General features: G+C 69.0%; 12 protein-coding genes and 1 pseudogene. 3 read left to right on the top strand and 10 right to left on the bottom strand.

What is annotated here, in order from left to right; genetic code table 11:
* Positions 1 to 55: 55 nt before the first annotated feature.
* The 4 genes from GOPIP_RS13470 to aspS form a co-directional block, all read right to left on the bottom strand.
* Complete coding sequence (locus GOPIP_RS13470; RefSeq protein WP_006370233.1) at positions 56 to 1,024, bottom strand: transglutaminase family protein; 969 nt, start codon at positions 1,022 to 1,024, stop codon at positions 56 to 58.
* Positions 1,021 to 3,777 carry a circularly permuted type 2 ATP-grasp protein gene (locus tag GOPIP_RS13465; protein WP_006370232.1) on the bottom strand — a complete coding sequence of 919 codons (2,757 nt, stop codon included), beginning with the start codon at positions 3,775 to 3,777 and terminating at the stop codon, positions 1,021 to 1,023. Before GOPIP_RS13465 ends, GOPIP_RS13470 begins: the two co-directional genes overlap by 4 nt.
* On the bottom strand, positions 3,774 to 7,271 hold the full coding sequence (locus GOPIP_RS13460; RefSeq protein ID WP_006370231.1) for a transglutaminase family protein: 3,498 nt from the start codon (positions 7,269 to 7,271) through the stop codon (positions 3,774 to 3,776). The genes GOPIP_RS13465 and GOPIP_RS13460 overlap by 4 nt, the downstream gene beginning before the upstream one ends.
* Before the next feature lie 172 nt (positions 7,272 to 7,443).
* The gene (gene aspS / locus GOPIP_RS13455; RefSeq protein ID WP_006370230.1) at positions 7,444 to 9,282 is read right to left on the bottom strand and encodes an aspartate--tRNA ligase; all 1,839 of its coding nucleotides are present in this window, start codon (positions 9,280 to 9,282) and stop codon (positions 7,444 to 7,446) included.
* 181 nt (positions 9,283 to 9,463) lie between these two features.
* Between aspS and ypfJ the strand changes: the two genes are divergently transcribed.
* Together ypfJ and GOPIP_RS13445 are read left to right on the top strand one after the other, a co-directional pair.
* A complete protein-coding gene (gene ypfJ / locus GOPIP_RS13450; protein ID WP_006370229.1) occupies positions 9,464 to 10,336 on the top strand; it encodes a KPN_02809 family neutral zinc metallopeptidase in 873 nt (290 codons plus the stop codon).
* Positions 10,336 to 11,991, top strand: a pseudogene (locus GOPIP_RS13445) (DUF885 domain-containing protein); the annotation flags it as partial. The gene ypfJ and the pseudogene GOPIP_RS13445, both read left to right, overlap by 1 nt.
* Positions 11,992 to 12,044: 53 nt before the next feature.
* Here GOPIP_RS13445 and hisS read toward each other — a convergent pair.
* On the bottom strand, positions 12,045 to 13,310 hold the full coding sequence (gene hisS / locus GOPIP_RS13440; RefSeq protein ID WP_006370227.1) for a histidine--tRNA ligase: 1,266 nt from the start codon (positions 13,308 to 13,310) through the stop codon (positions 12,045 to 12,047).
* Positions 13,307 to 14,038, bottom strand: coding sequence for an MBL fold metallo-hydrolase (locus GOPIP_RS13435; RefSeq protein WP_006370226.1), 732 nt, complete (start codon positions 14,036 to 14,038; stop codon positions 13,307 to 13,309). Before GOPIP_RS13435 ends, hisS begins: the two co-directional genes overlap by 4 nt.
* A 215-nt stretch (positions 14,039 to 14,253) precedes the next feature.
* On the opposite strand from GOPIP_RS13435, the gene GOPIP_RS13430 reads away from it, so the two are divergent.
* Positions 14,254 to 15,357, top strand: coding sequence for a peptidylprolyl isomerase (locus GOPIP_RS13430; protein WP_006370225.1), 1,104 nt, complete (start codon positions 14,254 to 14,256; stop codon positions 15,355 to 15,357).
* Positions 15,358 to 15,410: 53 nt separating this feature from the next.
* Here the strand turns inward: GOPIP_RS13430 and GOPIP_RS13425 are convergent, their stop codons facing one another.
* The 4 genes from GOPIP_RS13425 to GOPIP_RS13410 all read right to left on the bottom strand — a co-directional run bounded on the left by GOPIP_RS13425 (position 15,411) and on the right by GOPIP_RS13410 (position 21,039).
* Positions 15,411 to 17,831, bottom strand: a complete 2,421-nt coding sequence (locus GOPIP_RS13425) for a RelA/SpoT family protein (RefSeq protein WP_006370224.1) — start codon at positions 17,829 to 17,831, stop codon at positions 15,411 to 15,413.
* A 168-nt stretch (positions 17,832 to 17,999) separates the two neighbouring features.
* A complete protein-coding gene (locus tag GOPIP_RS13420; protein ID WP_035728000.1) occupies positions 18,000 to 18,713 on the bottom strand; it encodes a hypothetical protein in 714 nt (237 codons plus the stop codon).
* A 26-nt stretch (positions 18,714 to 18,739) separates the two neighbouring features.
* The gene (locus GOPIP_RS13415) at positions 18,740 to 19,357 is read right to left on the bottom strand and encodes an adenine phosphoribosyltransferase (protein ID WP_035728020.1); all 618 of its coding nucleotides are present in this window, start codon (positions 19,355 to 19,357) and stop codon (positions 18,740 to 18,742) included.
* A complete protein-coding gene (locus tag GOPIP_RS13410; RefSeq protein WP_035727997.1) occupies positions 19,339 to 21,039 on the bottom strand; it encodes an ABC transporter substrate-binding protein in 1,701 nt (566 codons plus the stop codon). The genes GOPIP_RS13415 and GOPIP_RS13410 overlap by 19 nt, the downstream gene beginning before the upstream one ends.
* Positions 21,040 to 21,079 lie beyond the last annotated feature (40 nt).

The raw sequence follows: 21,079 nt of genomic DNA, 5'->3' as shown, positions 1-21,079 counted from the left end.
TGACCGATCGGAGGACATCCGAGCGCGCACGCGGGGTACCCGGCCTCGGCGAACCTCACGCGGTTCCGGTGTCGGCGGCGACGTCCGGACGGACCGGGGCCGGCGGTGCGTCGGAGTCCGCGTCGACCGGGCTGACGTCGACCGATACCTTGATCTCGCTGCGTGTGGCATCGGTGTAGATGACCCCGCGCAGCGGCGGCACGTCGTCGTAGTCGCGACCCCAGGCGACGGTGACATGCCGTTCGTCGACGAGTTTGTCGTTGGTCGGATCAAAAGGCAGCCAGCGACCGTCGGGGAGCCAGACCGCCGCCCACGCATGGCTGGCGTCGGCGCCGAAGATGCGTTCGCGCCCCGGGGGCGGATCGGTCGCCAGATACCCCGATTCGTAGCGGCCGGCGAGCCCGACCGAGCGCAAGGCGGCGATGGCCACCCGGGCGAAGTCCTGGCACACGCCTTCGCGGCGGGCCATGACGGTGTCGACACGAGTGCTGATCGCGGTCGACCCCGACTTGTAGGTGAAGTCGCGGTAGATGCGGGTCGTCAGGTCGGTCACCGCCTCGATGAGCGGCCGGTCGGGGGTGAACACGGTGGCCGCGTACTCGGTGACCGCCTCGGTGATCTCCGGCGGATCGAGATCGAGGGTGAACTCCGTCGCCAGTTGCGGGCCGAGGGTCGCCGGGCGGGCCTGCTCCCAGGGCACCCGCGCCGCCGGGCTGACGATCAGGCCCGGGTCGATCGGGTCGACCTCGACGTCCGAGGTCCCGGTCACCACCAGTTCGGTGTGCGGGGTGTGGACGTGGAAGTAGGTGTCGGTGTTGCCGTAGACGTCCAGCCCAGTCGAGCGGTCGTCCGGTTCGGGGTCGACGCTCACGTCGTTGCGCAGCACCCGCTGGTGCGGCAGATCGCGCGGGATGAGGTAGCACCGCCCGTACGACGAGGACACCTCTGCGTCGTAGGTGTAGACGGTGCGGTGGGTCACGCGGTAGCGACGGGTCGTCGGCGCGACGGGTTGCGGGCCGGTCACGTGTCACCCCTCCCGAATCCCCAGATGGGCTGCGCCGGTCGTGGCAACGCGAACCTGCTGCGGGCCAGCACCTCCGACAATTCACGTGACCCCTCGCGCAGCGTGGTCATCAATTCGACGAGGTCACCACGCCTGCCGTCGTCACCGACGGCGCCGAGATCGGCGGGATCGATACGTCGCAGTTCGGCGGTCATCTCCTCGACGAGACGTTCGGCCGCCGCCGACCGCAACGCGTCGGGCAGGCCGGTCAGGTCGGCGCGCATGCGGTCGAGCTGGTAGATCATCGCGCGCGGATTGGTCTCGTCGAACAGCAGCAGCTGCGCCACCGGGAGCAGTCGGTAGAGACCACGGCTGCGCCTGCGGTAGATCACCGCCGACTCACCGGCGATCAGATAGGACTCCAACAATGCCTGTTCGACGGCGGTCTCGTGGGGTGTCTCGAAGAGCGCCCCGGTCAGATCGGCGAGGGTGATGACCCGTTCGATCCGGCGTCCGACGTCCATGAACAGCCAGGCCGCGTCGTGAACCATCGACTCGGCCTGCAACCCGACCAGCCCCAGCACCCCGTGCATGATGTCCTCGTGCGTGCGGGCCAGGTCGGGGGCGAGATCGAGCGACGCATCGCCGAAGATGCCCGCGGTGCGCGCGCCGGTGGTCTGGTCGACCTCGGCTGACCTGGCCACCTGCCGGGCCAGCGATTCCACCGCCCGTTCCATCGACGTCAGCACCATCCAGGTACTCGTCGACATCTGATCGCGCACCGCGCGGGCCGCCGCGACGAGCCGGTCCACGGCGAAGGCCACGGTGCCCGGCACCGTCGCGTCGACGGTCAGCTCGACGATGCGCATGATCGCGGCGTTGACCTGCTCGGGCGAGCGCTGGCCGTCGTCGACCAGCAGGTCGGCGGTGCGCAGGTGCTCGGCGGTTCCGGTGATCGTCGCCACCGCGTGCAGGAACAACGGAACCGCCGAGGTGCCCTGCATCCACGGCCGGTACTGGAAGTCCTGGCATCGTTCGCGAGCGACCTTCGTCAGGCGTGTCACCAGTTCGGTCCGCTCGCCGTAGCGGCCGAACCAGAACATGTCGGAGAGCACGCGCGGGCTCGCCGCGACGGCGGTGTCGACGTACTCGGCCGCCGACGGGCGCGGCGAGCGGATCTCGATGACCTCCTCGGCCGGCTCCCCGCGCGTTTCCGAACGACGCGAGACATGACCGCCGACCTCCGGGTTGGTCACCCACACATCCTTGGCGGCCACGGTCTGCAGTGCCGCCCCGCCCACGCCGTCGGCCAGCACCGACCCGAGTCCGCCGGGCATCACCGCATACGTCGGGCCCTGCGCGACGCTGAAGGCACGCACCGAGACCGGCGCGGCGCGCACCGCACCCGGACGCCCGGTCCCGCCGGGGGTGATGGTCGGCGCCACCGAGTATGCCTCCAGCGAGCGCGCGACCCACTCCGCGCCGTGCGCGGTGATGCGGCGCGCGAGGTCGTCGCGGGTACGCACATCGGTGAGGGGGCCGACGAACTCCTCGCCGGTGCGCACGTTGGTGACCGACAGGTCGGCGAGTTCGGCGAGCACCTTGGATCGCTGGAGCTCCTCACCCGCCCAGAACGTGGGTATCGACCCGAGCGCCAACTCCTCGTCGAGCAGCACCGGCGCGGCCGCCTCGAGCACCGTGTGCAGGGCGGGGTTCTCGCAGACACCGCTGCCGAGGGTGTTGACCACGGTCACCGTGCCGCGCGAGATCGCCTCGACGAGACCGGCGACGCCGAGACGTGAATCGGTGCGCAGGTCGAGTGGATCGCAGTATGCGGCGTCGATGCGGCGCAGCAACACGTCGACGCGTTTGAAGCGGCCCAGCGAACGCATGTAGACCGCACCGTCACGCACGGTCAGATCGGCGCCCTCCACCAGCGGGAAGCCGAGCATCGACGCGAGATACGCCTGGTCGAAGGCGGTTTCGGACATGCTGCCGGGGCTGAGCACGGCCACCGTCGGGTCGTCGACCCCGGGCGGTGCGTAGTCGAACAGCGCCAAGCGCAGCGTTCCGGCGAAGGTCGCCATGGGGCGCGGGGCACACGACTGGAACAGCTGCGGGAAGGTCCGGGAGACCAGTCGACGGTCGACGGTGGCATAACCGATGCCCGACGGCGCCTGCGTGCGATCGGCGTGGGCGACGAAACGTCCGTCGCTGCGCCGGACGAGATCGATGGCATGCAGGAACAGCGCATGCGGACCGGCAACCTCCAGACGTGCGGCCTTGCGGACGTATCCGGGATGGGCGAATACCATCTCGGGGGGAATCAGCCCGGAGGTGATCAGTCGCTGGTCGCGGTAGAGGTCACGCAGGATCAGGTCCAGCAGCATCGACCGCTGGGTGATCGCCTTCTCCAGCGCCGCCCACTCGACGCCGTCGATGATCAGCGGGACGGCATCGACCGACCACGGTCGGGCGACGGTCGTGCTGCCCTGCACGGCGTTGTAGACCACGCCCTCGTCCCGGGTCGCCGACGCCAGGCGGGCGGCGGCGGTCCGCAGCCGCTCGTCACCGCGCATGCCGTAGCCGGCCACCAGCTCGTCCCAGGCCGGGCGCACCGCGCCTCCGACGTCGAGCATCTCGTCATGGTGGACGGGGCCGGCAGCGGCGCGCAGGACCCCCTCGTCGATCTGCGCGAGATCGAACAGCGCGTAGCCGTCGGAGCGATACCTGTCGAACACCGCGGGCAGTGGGCCACCCGCAGAATCGGTCACCGGAGAACTGTACGTGCCCGACGTAGGTCGAGGATCGCCGGGACCCCGGCGTCGATCGCGGCGCGCGCCAACCGTTCCCGCAACAGGCCGGTGTCGAGGGTGCCGGTCGTGTGTCCGGTGGCCTCGAACCGGCCGTTACGACGCGATTCGGCCTCGACCGCGTTCACCGGCGGCCGCTCGTAGGCGCGCCCGCCCGGATGCACCACGTGATAGGTGGCACCGCCGACCGACCGTCCGTTGACGGTGTCGACGAGATCGAAGGTCAGCGGGGTGTCGATGCTGATCGTCGGATGCAGCGCACTCGGCGGTTGCCAGGCCCGGAACCGGATACCGGCCACCCGTTCGCCGGCCCGGCCGGTCCCGCGCAACGGAACCGGGAAACCGTTGCAGGTCAACACGTATCGATCGTCGTCGCCACCGGCGACGCGTACCTGAACCCGTTCGATCGAGGAGTCCACATAGCGTGCGGTGCCGGTGCCGGTGGCCTCCTCACCGAGGGTGTTCCACGGCTCGATCGCACCCCGCAGTTCGATCTCCTGATCGCGGATCTGTACCGTCCCGAGCCGCGGGAAACGAAACTCGGTGAACGGGTCGAGCCACGCCGTGTCGAACGGATACCCGGCCTCGCGCAGTTCCTCGGCCACCGACGCGATGTCGGCGATGATGTAGTGCGGCAACAGGTATTTGCCGTGCAGATCGGCGCCGTGCCGGATCAGCCGCGCCCGATAGGGCTGCTCCCAGAACCACGACACCAGCGAGCGCACCAGCAACGACTGCACCATCGCCATCCGGTGATGCGGGGGCATCTCGAACCCGCGCAGTTCCAACAGCCCGAGCCGGCCGCGCGCCGAGTCGGGACTGTAGAGCTTGTCGATGCAGAACTCGGCGCGGTGGGTGTTGCCGGTGATGTCGGTGAGCAGATGACGCAGGGCGCGGTCGGTCACCCACGGATTCGGCGCGACCCCGACCGTCGGCGCGTGCGGCTCCCCCTTGGCGTGCTTGACCGCGACCGGTGTCTTCTCGGCGAGCCGGTCGATCTCGGCGAAGGCGATCTCGAGTTCGTAGAGCGCCGATTCGCGGCCCTCGTCGGCCCGCGGCGCCTGGGAGGTGGTGCCGATGAACTTGCCGCTGAACAGATACGACAGCGCCGGATGGCGCTGCCAGTAGGTCAGCATCGACACCAGCAGGTCCGGGCGCCGCAACAACGGCGAGTCGGCAGGCGTGGGACCGCCGAGCGTGATGTGGTTGCCGCCGCCGGTACCGCCGTGCGAGCCGTCGAGGTCGAAGGTCTCGGTACCGAGCCGGGCGCGGCGGGCGTGATCGTAGAGCGACTCCAACAGCTCCGACTGTTCGGCGAAACTCGACGTCGGCTGGATGTTGACCTCGATGACGCCCGGATCGGGGGTGACGGTCAGCGTGGTCAGACGCGGGTCGGCGGGCGGGCCGTATCCCTCGATGACCACGGCGGTACCGGTCGCCTCGGCGGCGTCGGCGATCATCTCGATGATCGCGAGGTACTCCTCGAGTGCCGCCGTCGGCGGGATGAACACGAACAGGGTCTCCCCGCGCTGTTCGGCCACCACCGCGGTCCGCGGCACGAACTGCGTCGGGTCCATCTCCAGCACGGTGAAGCCCAGATCGTCGGAGGCCTTGTCGGGCAACGCGTCATGAGGCGCCGACGGATCGGACACGAACACCGCGGGAGCCGGCCCCCACGACAGCGAGTTCAGCGGCAACCGCAGTCCCGCCGGGGAGGTGCCCGCGGTCAGGACCAGACGGCCGCGGCGGGTGGTCCATCGTGCGCTGTGCCAGGCGGTCTCGTCCTCGGATCGGCTCAACGGCAACACATATGCCGTCGGGTGCACGACGTTGGCATCGAGGCGGTCGAGCAGTTCCCGACGCGCGGCGGTCGAGTCGGCGGGCGGTTCGAGGTCGACGTCGGGATCGTCGATCTCGACGGCGGCCTCGGCCCGCGCGAATGCGCGTGCGGCCGGCGTGGTGGGGTCGGCTCCCGGGTCACCCGGTGGCAGCGCGGCGAGTTCGCGCATCCGGACCAACGGGTCCTCGAAGGCCGGCATCACCTGCGAGGAGGGCACACCCAGGCGAGAAGCGAAGGTCTGCAACAACTTCTGGGCGCGCTCGGCACCCTCGGCGGTGGGCACCGGTCCCGCGGTCTCGATGGCGATGGACTCGGCGGCGCGCGCCGGATTCGACCACGGGTCGGCGAGCAATTCCGGCCGGGTCCAGATCGGCCGGCCGTCGGCGCGCCACATGATCGCGATCTGCCAGCGCGGCAAGGGCTCCCCGGGATACCACTTGCCCTGGCTGCGCTGGACCAGTCCGGTCGGGGCGTAGTCGCGGTGCAGGCGCTCGGCGAGGTCGGAGGCGAGCAGTCGTTTGTGCGGGCCGTCGGCGGCGGTCGTCCACTCCGGGTCGGTCTGGTTGTCGATGGAGACGAAGGTCGGTTCGCCGCCCATGGTGAGCCGGACGTCGTTCTCCGCCATCGTCGCGTCCACGCGGGCGCCGAGTTCGCAGACGCGATCCCACTGGGAAGCCGTGTAGGGCAACGTGACCCGCGGGTCCTCGTGGAATCGGGTGACCGTGTTGGAGAAGTCCAGGGTGGCGTGGCAGGGACCGGTCGATCCGGTGATGGGTGCGGCGGCACCGGGACTCGGGGTCGCCGCGAGCGGGATGTGTCCCTCCCCCGCGAACAGTCCCGACGTCGGGTCCATGCCGACCCATCCGGCGCCGGGTAGGTACACCTCGGTCCACGCGTGCAGATCGGTGAAATCGGCGTCGGGGCCCGATGGTCCGTCCAGGGACCGGATGTCGGAGGTCAACTGGACGAGGTAGCCGGAGACGAAACGCGCCGCGAGGCCCAGCTCGCGCAACAGGGCCACGAGCAACCACGCCGAATCACGACAGGATCCGATCGCACTGGACAGCGTGTACTCGGGGCTCTGCACACCCTGCTCGAGACGCACCGTGTACCCGACGGCCTGCTGCACCGCCTGATTCAGCCCGACGAGGAAATCGATCACCCGAATCCTCGACGTCGGCCGGTGCGCGGCGGCGAACTCGGCGATCGCCGGATGCACGGGCGCACCGGCGAATTCGCCCTCGATGACCCCGACCGGACGCAGGTAGGCCTCGAGATCCTCCTTCAGATCGTCGGGGTAATCGAACCCGTAATGCTCGGCCCAGTCCTCGATGAAGAAGTCGAACGGGTTGATCGCCGTCAGGTCGGCGAGCAGGCTGACGGTGATCGTCAGCGACGTCGACGGCTCCGGGAACACCAGTCGCGCAAGGTAATTGCTGAACGCATCCTGCTGCCAGTTGAGGAAGTGCTCACCCGGTTCGACCTTCAGCGAATAGGCCTCGATCGGGGTGCGCGAATGCGGTGCGGGCCGGAGCCGGACCACGTGCGGGAAGATCTTCACCGGCCGGTCGAAGGCGTAGCTCGTGCGATGTTCCAGCGCGACCTTGATGGTCACAGCAGCCCACCTACCTTTCACGTCACCTCGGCGCGGGTGCGGGCGCCACAGGTGTCGGTGAACCGCGGGTCCCGCCTGCGGAAAATCACATCACAGATGTGACCCGTGCGCCCGTCGTGCGATCGGGCTCACCCCGATGGCCACCCGGGGTGGGCGGCCATCGGGTGGGCGGTCAGGCGGTGGGCTCGGCCGACCCGGCAGCGGGGGCGTCGGGGCCCTTCTTCGGTGCCGGCTTGGCGTCGATACCCGACTCCTTGCGCTGCTGTGCGGTGATGGGCGCAGGCGCGTCGGTCAGCGGGTCGACGCCGCCACCGGACTTGGGGAAGGCGATGACCTCACGGATGGACGATTCACCCGCGAGCAGCGCGGTGATGCGATCCCAGCCGAAGGCGATCCCGCCGTGCGGCGGGGCGCCGTAGGCGAAGGCGTCGAGCAGGAAGCCGAACTTCTCCTGCGCCTCCTCGGGCCCGATGCCCATGATCTCGAAGACCCGTTCCTGCACGTCGCGGCGATGGATACGGATCGATCCGCCACCGATCTCGTTGCCGTTGCACACGATGTCGTAGGCGTAGGCCAGCGCCGCACCGGGATCGGATTCGAGGTGCTCCAACGATTCCGGGGTCGGCGAGGTGAAGGCGTGGTGCACGGCGGTCCAGGCTCCGGAGCCGACGGCGACGTCGCCCGCGGCACTCGCCTCGTCGGCCGGCTCGAACAGCGGCGCGTCGACGACCCAGGTGAATGCCCAGTCCGCGGTCGCGGGGTCGATCGGTTCACCCGCTGCCGGGATGAGTCCCAGTCGCGTCGCGATCTCCGAGCGTGCGGCGCCGAGCAGCGCTCGCTGCGCCTTCGCGGGCCCGGCGGCGAAGAACACGCAGTCGCCCGGTGCGGCCCCGACATGTGCTGCCAGACCGTCACGTTCGGCGTCGGAGAGGTTCTTGGCGACCGGTCCGCCGAGGGTGCCGTCGTCGTTGACGAGCACATAGGCCAGGCCCTTGGCCCCGCGTTGCTTGGCCCACTCCTGCCAGGCGTCGAGGGTGCGTCGCGGCTGCGAGGCTCCCCCGGGCATGACGACGGCGCCGACGTACGGCGCCTGGAACACGCGGAACGGGGTCTCGGAGAAGTACTCCGTGCATTCGACCAGTTCGATGTCGAAACGCAGGTCGGGTTTGTCGCTGCCGAAGCGACGCATCGCGTCGGCGTAGGTGATGCGCGGGATCGGTGTGGTCAGCTCCACCCCGATCAGCCGCCACAGCGCGACGAGGATCTCCTCGGCGAGGGCGATCACGTCGTCCTGATCGACGAAGCTCATCTCGACGTCGAGCTGGGTGAACTCCGGCTGACGGTCGGCGCGGAAGTCCTCGTCGCGGTAGCAGCGCGCGATCTGGAAGTAGCGCTCCATACCCGCGACCATCAGCAACTGCTTGAACAGCTGCGGGCTCTGCGGGAGGGCGTAGAACGAACCCGGCTGCAGGCGTGCGGGCACGAGGAAGTCGCGGGCGCCCTCGGGGGTCGAGCGCGTCAGCGTCGGGGTCTCGATCTCGACGAAGTCGCGGGCGAGCAACACCCCGCGGGCGGCGGCGTTGACCTTCGAGCGCAGCCGCAGCGCCGATCCGGGACCCTCGCGGCGCAGGTCGAGGTACCGGTGGCGCAGGCGCGTCTCCTCGCCGGGGTTCTCGTCGAGCTGGAACGGCAACGGCGCCGCCTCGTTGAGCACCTCGAGTCGCGCGGCGTTGATCTCGATCTCACCCGACGGCAGATTGGGGTTCTCGCTGCCCTCGGGGCGCACCTCGACGACGCCGGTCACGGCGATGCAGTACTCGGCACGCAGCCGATGCGCGGCCGCGGCGACCGCCTCGTCCCGGAACACCACCTGCACGAGTCCGGAGCTGTCACGCAGATCGATGAACACCACGCCCCCGTGATCGCGGCGGCGGGCCACCCAGCCGGCGACGGTGACGGTCTGCGTGGCATCGGCGCGGCGCAGGGAACCGGCGAGATGTGTGCGGAGCACGAAGGTCCTTCCTCAAGGGTGGAGACGTCGAGATCGGTGGGCGCGTCGGCCCCTGACAATCGTAGGCGGCCACCGCACGCAGGCGGCCACCGCCCGGGCGGTTGTCGCGCACGGCTGCGGCGTCGGCGAGTCTCGAACTGTTCGACCCGATCCGGGTGGTTCGTCTCGTTACGCTGTGGCCATGACTTTTCAGGGCAGCGGGCCACTCGACACCGGGAACGTCTCCGGCGGGGGTGGCGGTGGCGGCGCCGGCCGGATCGCACTCGGCGGTGGTGCCGGACTGATCATCACCATCGTGGCGTTGTTGTTCGGGGTCAACCCGGGAGACATCATGGGCGGCGGCACCACCGGGACCGGGAGCTCCAACTCGGCCTCGTCGTCGGTGATCGACGAGCACATCCGGTCCTGCACTGTGGAGATGGCCAATCAGGGTGACGCGATCTGCCGGATCGTGGCCACCACCAACAGCCTCGACCACGTCTGGCCGACGCTGATGTCGAACTACACCCCACCCAAGACCACGATCTTCAGCGGGTCGGTGAACACCGCGTGTGGTGCGGCGACCTCGGCGACCGGCCCGTTCTACTGCCCTGCGGACAAGACCGCCTACTTCGACCCGGATTTCTTCGACACCCTCGTCCAGATGGGCGGCAGCAATGGCGCCCTCGCGCAGGAGTACGTCGTGGCCCACGAGTACGGCCATCACGTACAGAATCTGACCGGGGCGCTGCGCAAGGGCCAGCAACTCGGTTCACAGGGACCGTTGTCGGGATCGGTGCGCGTCGAACTGCAGGCGGACTGTCTGGCCGGGGTGTGGGCGCATCACGCCAGTGACGAGGGATACGACAATCGGCTGCAGCAACTGACCCAGCAGGACATCGCCGGGGTCATCCAGACCGCCAAGGCCATCGGTGACGACACCATCCAGGGCGCCAACTCCAACCCGGAGGGCTGGACGCACGGGTCGGCGCAGCAGCGCGCCCGCTGGTTCACCATCGGCTATCAGGGCGGCGACCCCAAGCGCTGCGACACCTTCGCCACCAACGACCTGTGATGCCGCCCGCACGCACCAGCACCGCCGTCGACGCGATCGCCGACGCCCATCTGCGCACGATGGCCGCCGACGACCCGATCCTGGCCACCGAACTCGGGATCGATGACCCCGCGGCCGACCGACTCACCGACTTCTCCCCCGACGCCGTCGCCACTCGCGCCGAGCACACCCGCGCAACGCTGGCCGCGCTCGGCGCCGCCGAGGTGTCCGACGACGTCGACCGGGTGACCGTCGCGACGATGACGGCGTCGCTGCGCCGCGAGCTCGCACTCGCCGATGCGGGAGAACTGACCGGTGTCTGCAACGTCATCGCCTCTCCACTACAGGCGATCCGCGACATCTTCGATCTGATGGACACCGGTTCACCGGCGGCGCGTGAGACGATGGTGCGCCGGATCGCGGCGATCCCGGACGCGCTGACCACCGCGATCGCCGGCCTCGAACAACGACGCGCAGCCGGCCCGCCGTTCGCCCGCCGGCAGGTGGAACTCGTTGCCGCGCAGGCAGATCAGGCGCTTGCAGCGATCTCGGCGAACACCGGCACCATCGTCGCCGACCCCGGATTGGCCGCCGACCTCGAATCCGCCACCACCGCAGCGGGTTCGGCCCTCGCCGAGTTCGCCGCCCACCTGCGCACCCGGGTGGCGCCCGACGCCGTCGACGACGACGCCGTCGGCCGGGATCGGTATCTGCTGCATCTGCCGCACTACCTCGGTGCCGACGCCGACCCCGAGGAGGCCTACGCCTGGGGCCTGGCCCATTTACGCGAGATCGTCGCCGAACAGCAGGCCATCGCCGCGCAACTCGTACCCGGGGGGACGGTCGCCGACGCCCTGGCCGCACTCGATGCCGATGCGCGGTATCAGATCCACGACAAGCAGGCGTTCGTCGACTGGATGCAGGCGACCTCCGACGCCGCCGTCGACGGACTGGCCGGCACCCACTTCGAGATCCCGTCCCGGCTGACCCGGCTGGAATGCCGGCTCGCGCCGTCGTCGACCGGCATCATCTACTACACCCAGCCCGCCGCCGACCTGAGCCGGCCGGGCCGCATGTGGTGGGCGGTTCCCCCGGGGCAGACCGTGTTTCACACGTGGCAGGAGAAGACCACCGTCTACCACGAGGGAGTGCCCGGTCATCACCTCCAGCTGGGTTCGGCGATCGTCGACGATGATCTCAACTCGTGGCGCAAACTGGCGTCGTTCACCTCCGGGCACGGCGAGGGCTGGGCGCTCTACGCCGAACGCCTGATGGCCGAACTGGGCTGGCTCGACGACCCGGGCGACCGGATGGGCATGCTGGATTCGCAGCGGCTGCGCGCGGCGCGGGTGGTCGTCGACATCGGCGTGCACTGCCGATTGCGTGCCCCCGAGTCGGTCGGCGGCGGCATCTGGGACGCCGAGAAGGCCTGGAGATTTCTCACCTCGTCGGTGGCCATGGACCGGGCGGTGTTGCGTTTCGAGCTCGACCGCTACCTGGGCTGGCCCGGTCAGGCGCCGTCCTACGCACTGGGACAACGGGTCTGGGAACAGACCCGCGACGCCGCCCTCGCCGCGCATCCGGGGTGGACGCTCAAGGAGTTCCACACCCGCGCGCTGGCGCTCGGCGGGGTGAGCCTCGATGTCCTCGCCGAGCAGATGCGCCGAGCGGGTTGAGGCCGATCCGTATGACATTCCCGGAGGGAATGTCATACGGATCGACGTGCGCCTCAGCCCAGCAGGCCCCGTACCTCGTCGACGAGGCCGTCGAGCGAGGCCCGATGCTGGTCGCCGGTCGCGAGATTCTTGATCTCGATGGTGCGCTCGGCGAGTTCGCGATCACCGAGCACGAGCGCGAGCCGTGCCCCGGACCGGTCGGCCGCCTTCATCGCACCCTTCAGACCGCGATCGCCGTAGGCGAGATCGACGCTGATTCCCGCGGCCCGCAGAGTCCCTGCGACAGATACCAATTCGGCTTTCGCATCGGCGCCGAGCGGAACCCCGAAGACCTCGACGCGCGCGGCGTCGGCACCCGCGACGCCTTCCGCTTCGAGGGCGAGCATCGTGCGATCGACGCCGAGGCCGAATCCGATCCCCGACAGATCCTGCTTACCGCCGATCTGCTGCATGAGGCCGTCGTAGCGTCCGCCGCCACCGATCCCTGACTGCGCACCCAGTCCGTCGTGGACGAATTCGAAGGTGGTCTTGGTGTAGTAGTCGAGTCCGCGTACCAGCCGCGGATTGATCTCGTAGGGCACGCCGAGCCGGTTCAGGTGGGCGAGCACGGTGTCGAAGTGTGCCCGCGCGTCGTCGCTCAGATAGTCCAGCAGCAGCGGCGCGTCGGCGGTGGCGGCCTTGATCTCGGGACGTTTGTCGTCGAGCACACGCAGCGGATTGATCTCGGCGCGTTTACGGGTCGGCTCGTCGAGGTCGAGCCCGAAGAGGAACTGCTGCAACGCTTCCCGATACCGGGGTCGGCTCTCGTCGTCGCCGAGGGAGGTGATTTCCAGCCGGAAGCCGGAGAGCCCGAGGCGTCGGTAGCCCTCGTCGGCGATCGCGATGACCTCGGCGTCGAGGGCCGGATCGTCGACGCCGATGGCCTCCACACCGACCTGCTGGAGCTGGCGGTAGCGACCGGTCTGCGGCTTCTCGTACCGGAAGAACGGACCCGCATAGCAGAGTTTGACCGGCAACTGACCACGGTCGAGACCGTGTTGGATGACCGCGCGCATCACGCCCGCGGTGCCCTCCGGGCGCAGCGTGACCGAGCGGCCACCGCGGTCGGCGAAGGTGTACATCTCCTTGCTGACGACGTCGGTGGACTCACCCACCCCACGCGCGAACAGCGCGGTGTCCTCGAAAACGGGCAACTCGATGTGGCCGTACCCCGCACGCCGTGCCGCCTCGGTGAGTGTGTCGCGCACCTTGCGGAAGTCGGCCGAGGCCGGCGGGTAGTAGTCCGGGATACCCCGAGGTGCGGCGAAATCGTTGGTCACAGGCCCATTCGTCCCTTCTTCGCGGTACTGGTGCCCTCGGCGCCGCCGGCGAGACCGGCGAGGAACGGATTGCTCGCACGTTCGGCACCGATCGAGGTCTGCGGTCCGTGCCCGGGCAGGACCTGGGTGTCGTCGGTGCGGGTCAGCAGCCGAGCAGCAATGGAGTCGAGCAGCTGCTGATGGTTGCCGCCGGGCAGATCGGTACGGCCGATCGACCCGGAGAACAATACGTCACCGGAGAAACACACCGGGACGGTGTCACCGGCGCCGCTCTCGTCGACCGGCACATCGAGGGTCAGCAACACCGAGCCCTGCGTGTGACCCGGTGCGTGGTCGACCGCCAGCCGCAGCCCGGCGATCTCCACCGTCTCGCCGTCGACGAAGTCGAGCACCTTGTCCGGTTCCCGGAACTCCAGCGACCCGATCACCGAGGAGAGCGCATGGCCGAGACCGATGCCCGGATCGGCGAGCATCGGCCGGTCCTCGGGGTGGATGTAGGCCGGGATCGAGAACTCGTCGCAGAGATCCGCGGCGGTCCACGTGTGATCGAGATGGCCGTGGGTCAGCAGGACCGCGACCGGGGTGAGATCATGCTTTGCCAGCACCTTCTTCGCCATCGGTGCGGCGTCCTGTCCGGGATCGATGACGACGGCCTCGCCACCGGGTGCCGGGGCGAGGATGTAGCAGTTGGTCTGGAACATGCCTGCGGGGAAGCCGGTGATCAGCATGGCTCCATTGTGTCTCATGGAAATCCGGCGGCCTCGGCCGCGGTCGGCGTACCAGCTCTTTTGTCGGCGCGAGCGTCGCCACGCCCGGCTGTGTCCTCGACCCGGTGCGGCGAGTTCACAGGAGATACTGGCACACTGCATGGGGTGTCCGGCGGGAGTCGGACGACGAGCAGAGCGCATACGACACCAAGCGCACACCGAGGAGGGGTCACAGCGTGGCGAGCAACAAGGAACCCGAGAAGCCGGGTGCCCACAACGATGCCGACAACGATGACCCGGCCACCTCGAGTCCGACGGGGCCGAACCTGAGCAAGAATCCCTCCGATCCCGCGGGCGCCGGACCCGCGGATCCGGCGACGGCCGACCGGGCGCTGACCAACGAGCAACGACGCGAGGCCGCCAAGCGCAAGCTCGAGGAACGGCTGGAGCGCGAACGCGCGGCTGCCCGCAAACGCAAGGTCCTCATCGGTTCGGTTTCGGGTGTGGTGGTCATCGCGGTACTGGCGACCGCCACCTACTTCATCGTCGACAAGATCCAGACCGATCGATTCAACGCCTCGCACACGACGTGCGATTACGTCGCCAAGGACAGCAACTTCAAGCAGATCCCGACGACGGTTCCCGCCGAGATCACCGATCCCGCCCAGCGCGCGCTCTATCAGGAGCAGATCGACAAGGTGAAGGCCGGCGAGTCCAAGCAGAAGACCGCGCCGATGCCCGACAAGACGCAGGCCAAGGACGGCACGTCCACGCTCACCCTGACCACCACGCAGGGTGTCGTGCCGGTCGATCTCAATCGCACCGGTGCTCCGTGTAACACCGGCGCGGTCATCTCGCTCGCCGATCACGGCTACTACGACAACAGCCCGTGCCATCGGATGACGACCGCGGCGCTGAAGGTCCTGCAGTGCGGTGACCCGACCGGCACCGGTCTCGGCCAGCCCGGCTGGACGAGCCCCGACGAGCCGCCGACCGATCTCAAGCCATCCGGTCAGGCCAACCCGATGACCGGCCAGCAGGCCGTCACCTACCCGCGCGGGACCGTCGCGATCGCCAACAGCGGTAGCGCCCAGCAGGGTGAGGCGAATTCCGGTGGGTCGGCGCAATTCTTCATCCTCATCCAGGACGGCACCCTGCCAGCGAGTTACGCGGTGGTCGGCACCGTCGCACCTGACGGTATGAAGGTCATCGACAAGGTGTTCGCCGGTGGGGTGAACCCCGGCATCGGACCCAACCAGACGACCGGCGCGTACGAGCGCACCGCCGACGACGGCTCACCGAAGCTGCCTATCACCATCGAGACCGCCAAGGTCTCCTGACGCCGATCTCGCCACGGCCCGGCCGTGGCGAGACCCATCAGGCCGCCGACTTCTCAGGCAGCCGAGGTGACGCGGTACACGTCGTAGACGCCTTCGACATTGCGGACGACGTTCAAGACGTGTCCGAGGTGCTTCGGGTCGCCCATCTCGAAGGTGAATTTGCTGATCGCGACGCGATCGCGGCTGGTGGTGACCGATGCCGAGAGGATGTTCACCCGTTCGTCGGCGAGCACCTTGGTCACGTCGGAGAGCAGCCGGTGACGGTCGAGCGCCTCGACCTGGATGGCGACGAGGAAGATCGATTCGGGTGACGGCGCCCAGGAGACGTCGATGATCCGTTCGGACTGATCGCGCAAGGCGGTGGCGTTGGTGCAGTCGGTGCGGTGCACGCTGATCCCGCCACCGCGGGTCACGAAGCCCATGATCTCGTCACCGGGTACCGGGGTGCAGCACTTGGCGAGCTTGATCAGCACATTGTCGACGCCCTCGACGACCACGCCGGCATCACCGCCCTGACGGGAACGGCTGGGCATGGTCGACGGGGTGGAGCGCTCGGCGATCTGCTCGGCGGCCTCGTCGATGCCACCGAGAGCGGCGACGAGACGGTTCACCACATGCCGAGCCGAGACGTGGTTCTCCCCGACCGCGGTGTAGAGCGCGCTGACATCGGTGTACCGCAATTCCTTGGCGACCGCGGCCATCGAGTCCGCACTCATCAATCGCTGCAGCGGCAGTCCCCCGCGGCGGACCTCCTTGGCGATGGCGTCCTTGCCGTGCTCGAGCGCCTCCTCGCGACGCTCCTTGGCAAACCACTGCCGGATCTTGGCCTTCGCACGTGGTGAGACGACGAAGTTCTGCCAGTCCTTGCTGGGCCCGGCCGTGGGCGCCTTCGAGGTGAACACCTCGACGACCTCACCGTTCTCGAGGGTCCGTTCGAGGGCGACGAGCCGGCCGTTGACACGTGCGCCGATACAGCGGTGACCGACCTCGGTGTGCACCGCGTAAGCGAAATCGACCGGTGTCGACCCGGCGGGCAGCGTGATCACATCACCCTTCGGGGTGAACACGAAGATCTCCTTGACCGCGAGGTCGTAGCGCAGCGACTCCAGGAACTCCCCCGGGTCGGCGGCTTCTCGCTGCCAGTCGAGGAGTTGGCGCATCCACGCCATGTCGTCGACCTCGGCGACATCGGATTTGCGACCCTTGCGATCCTTGTAGCCACTCTCCTTGTATCGCCAGTGGGCGGCGATGCCGAACTCGGCGGTGCGGTGCATGTCGTAGGTGCGGATCTGCACCTCGAGGGGTTTGCCCTCGGGGCCGATCACCGTGGTGTGCAAGGACTGGTAGACCCCGAACCGTGGCTGGGCGATGTAGTCTTTGAACCGGCCCGCCATCGGCTGCCACAGCGAGTGCACCACGCCGACCGCGGCGTAACAGTCGCGCACCTCGTCACACAGGATGCGCATGCCGACGAGATCATGGATGTCGTCGAATTCGCGGCCCTTGACGATCATCTTCTGATAGATCGACCAGTAGTGCTTGGGCCGGCCCTCGACCGTCGCGGTGATCCGGGCCGAGGACAGCGCGTTGTTGATGTCGGCGCGCACCCGCGCCAGATAGGTGTCGCGTGAGGGTGCGCGGTCGGCGACCAGCCGCACGATCTCCTCGTACCGTTTGGGGTGCAGGATCGCGAAGGAGAGGTCCTCGAGCTCCCACTTGACCGTCGCCATACCGAGCCGATGGGCAAGGGGCGCAATGACTTCCAGCGTCTCTCGCGCCTTGCGGGCCTGCTTCTCCGGGGGCAGGAAGCGCATCGTGCGCATGTTGTGCAACCGGTCGGCGACCTTGATCACCAACACGCGTGGGTCACGGGCCATCGCGATGATCATCTTGCGGATCGTCTCGGCCTCCGCGGCGCTGCCGAGGGCCACCTTGTCGAGCTTGGTCACCCCGTCGACGAGGTGGGCAACCTCCGCCCCGAACTCCGATTCCAGTTGCTCGAGGCTGTATCCGGTGTCCTCGACGGTGTCGTGCAACAGCGCGGCGACCAGTGTGATGGTGTCCATACCGAGGTCGGCGAGGATCGTGGCCACAGCGAGCGGATGGGTGATGTAGGGGTCACCGGACTTGCGGTTCTGCCCCTGATGACGTTCGTCGGCGACGTCGTAGGCGCGTTGCAGCAACGCGACGTCGGCTTTCGGGTAGATCTCCCGGTGCAGGGTGACCAGCGGTTCGAGCACCGGACGAACCGGGCTGCGGGTCGCGGTCATCCGGCGCGCGAGGCGGGCACGCACCCGCCGCGACGCGGACGAATGTTGTGGCAACGCATCGTTGAGGTCGCCCGGTGCTGCGGACTCGGCCACTGCGGACTCTGCCACTGCGGACTTGGTCACTGCGGACTCGACCGATGCCGACTCCACCTCGGCGGGTCCGGCGTCGGTGATCGGGCCCGCGGTGTTCGGCTCGTCGGCCATCAGACCCTCCCTCGGCTTCGGCGGTGGACGCGGCGGGCGCATCGGATCGTTGCCTCACACCACCGGTCGGTCCCACCACACATGTCGCAAGTCTAATCCGCGCATTCGGGAGCACCGGCGGTCCGGCCGGAATGTGACGAGCCGGGCAGCCCGTGGCGGCATCACGGCTCAGCGATCGCCACGTATCCGCTTGAGCCGCGCCTTGCCGAGATTGGAGCGCACCACCCAGGCGACGTCGGGGTCCGGATCCTGTGACAGCGCGTCGAACACCGGCAATCCGGCGTCCGGGTCGGCGGCGACCGCGACGCTCCACCCGTATCCCAATCCCTTGCGCAAGGTACGGGTGTCCGGTGCGCGCCGGCGTGCGTCGGGGACGGCACGCAATACGTCGGTGGCCCGTTCGCACACGTCGATCGCGTGGGCGGCCATCTCGGGGGTCCGCAGCAGCCTCGGTTCGCAGATCGCGGCGACCGCGGCGCGGGCGAGCAGGGGGCAGGGTCCGTCCGCCCACTCCCGTGCCACCGCGGCCATCGAGTCGGGATCGTCGTCACCCCACCGTTGCAGCGCCATGGCCACGCCCTCCCGTAGCCGCCACCGCTCGTCGGCGGCGAGTTCGCGCAGCCGGACAAGACCTTTCGAGCGGTCCTCGGCCGAACGGAGCAGACGTCCGATCCCGGCGGCCCCGCAGGTGGCCCGGTATTCGTCGGCGTCATCGACGGCCTGCCAGATCGTCGTGGCGGACGCCTCCTCCACGAAGGCGGCCAGCAAGGTCAGGTTCGCCCGTGGCCCGGGCAGATCCGAGTGCGCATCCAGATAGGCCAACCACCGCGCCGGCGCGTCGCCCAAGGCGACGAGTTCGCGTCTATACTCCTCAACACCCATGCCCGCCAACGATTCTCATCGGTCGATCAGTCGGAGGTGACCGCGTGCACCGGAACGCCGGCGAATCCGTCGGCGATGCGGGCCCGACCGCCGAGCGCCGCGATCTCCATGATCACCGCGACCCCGATCACCTCGGCGCCGGCGCGACGGAGCAGTTCGGCCGCCGCCACCACGGTGCCGCCTGTGGCAAGGACGTCGTCGACGAGCAGTACCCGCGATCCGGTGATGTCGATTCCGCTCGCCGGGATCTCCAGTCGCGCACTGCCGTATTCGAGGTCGTAGTCGATCGAGTACACCGGTGGCGGGAGTTTCCCGCCCTTGCGGACGGCGAGGATTCCGACCCCCAGTTCCCGCGCGACGGCTCCACCGAGCAGGAAGCCGCGGGCGTCGATGCCCGCCACCAGATCGACCGACCCGCAGCCATGGGTCAGCGCGGTCACGATCGCCGACAACCCGTCGGGGTCGGCGAGCACCGGCGTCAGATCCTTGAAATCGATTCCCGGCGCCGGGAAATCGGCCACCATGCGGCCGTGTTCGGCGATCGCGGTTCGCGCCCGGGCCAGGGCGTCGACAGTCGGGGTGTCGGGGGTCGGGGCGTCGGGGGTCGGGCTATCACTGTCCTTGCTCACTGGCTGCGTACCCATCGGTCCATGTTCCATCCCGTTCCGTTTCGCCCCGCACCTGCGACGACGTTGGTGATCCGATCTTTCCAGCCATGCGCGCGGGGGGCGGCGAACAGCGGGATCGAGGGCACTTGAGCCCACGCCGCGTTCTCGATGGTCCGGACGAGCGCGAGTCGCTCGGATTCGAGATCGGTGACCGCCAGCGCGTCGATCGCGTCATTGACCTGCGGGTTCGAGAAGTTCGCCAGGTCGAGTGGGTCGTCTCCACGCAGTTGGTAGGCATCGCGGGCCTCGTCCGCGGCCCCCGCGGCGGCGAAGGCGGCGCCGTTGGCCACCAACAGCGCGTCGGCCGAGGAACCGAGTGTTCCGACCCCGTGGGTGTCGGCACCGACATCGGTGACGGTGATTCCTGCGGGGGCACACGCGGTGGCGATGGCCGCGACCATCTGTTTCCAGCGCTCGGTCGGTGCGGCATAGCCGATACGCACCGTCTTGGCCGGTCGACCCCCGGCATCATCGGCCGCCTGGGCCAGCAGGTCACGGGCGCGCGGGAGATCGGGACGTGCGTATTGCGTGCCGAACTCGCCGTTCAGCGATGCGGCCAACTCGTCGCCCGGCGCGAGTACCCGCATATTCCACATCTGGGCCCCGTATCCGAATTGCCGGGCGAGCGCATCGCGTGGCACACAGGAGGCGAAGGCCCGTCGCACCCGGGCGTCGGCGAACACCCCGCGCCCGGACAGCACGAGCCCCTCGACGCCGAGCGCCTGACCGGGCGCCCCGACCCGTAGTCCGGCACCGGCGGTGGCCGCGGCCGACGTGGCGCCCGACCGCATCTCGTCGGCGCCGGCGACGAGACCCGCGGTGACGTCGGCGACGTCGTAGTCGCCGTCGGCGATACGTCCGGCGGCGTCGCTGCTGCGGCCGAAGATCGCGATCCGTGAGGTGGCCGGCGGATCACCCCACCACTTGTCGTTGGCCACCAGCACCACTCCGCCGGATGTCGAGTAGCTCGCGATCTTGTACGGTCCGGCAGACGGGAAGCGCGCGGGGTCAAGGTCTCCCGGGGCGAGGTCGAAGCCGGTGTTCCACGCCGTGGCGATGCGCGCGATCGCGGCGCGGTTGCCGGTGCGGATCGGGTCGGACACGTCGGGGACCCCGGCAGCGCGGGCCACCACCTGCGCCGGCAGCAGCGTGCCCGCGCCGAACAGCGAGGCCCAGTCGGAGGGGTCGCGTCCGGCGGCGAAGGTGACGGTTGCCGTCTTGTCTCCGGGCGCGCAGTCGACGGAGTCGATGTCGCGATAGCCCGCGGTGGTCGCCGGGGTGAACTGGCCGAATCGCCCGCTCATCGCCGCCCAGGCCAGCACGAGGTCGTCGCAATCCATCGCCGTGCCGTCGGAATACGTTGCGCGCGGGTTGAATTGGTACTTCAGGGACAGCCGGGTACCGGGCTCACGGATGACCGTACCGACATCACGGTCGGGGGTGACCTGTCCGGCGTCGCCGAGATAGCTGAACCCGGGGAGCACGCGCGTGAACGCCATCAGCACGCCGTCGGCGTTGCCGTTCTCGGTGTTCGCGTTGTAGCTGCGGATGTCGGCGTCGACGACGTAGTTGATCGTCGGAGGCGCATCGTCCCGGGAGCAACCGGCGATCAGCCCGGCACCCACCACCAGGATCACCACCAGGACTGCGGACCTCATCACCGGTGTGGTCGTGCCATGCCAACACCTGGATTGCCGA

Source organism: Gordonia polyisoprenivorans NBRC 16320 = JCM 10675 (assembly GCF_000241325.1).
GTDB lineage: Bacteria > Actinomycetota > Actinomycetes > Mycobacteriales > Mycobacteriaceae > Gordonia > Gordonia polyisoprenivorans.
The sequence above is the reverse complement of the archived record's forward strand: the minus strand, read 5'-3'. Positions and strand labels throughout refer to the sequence as shown.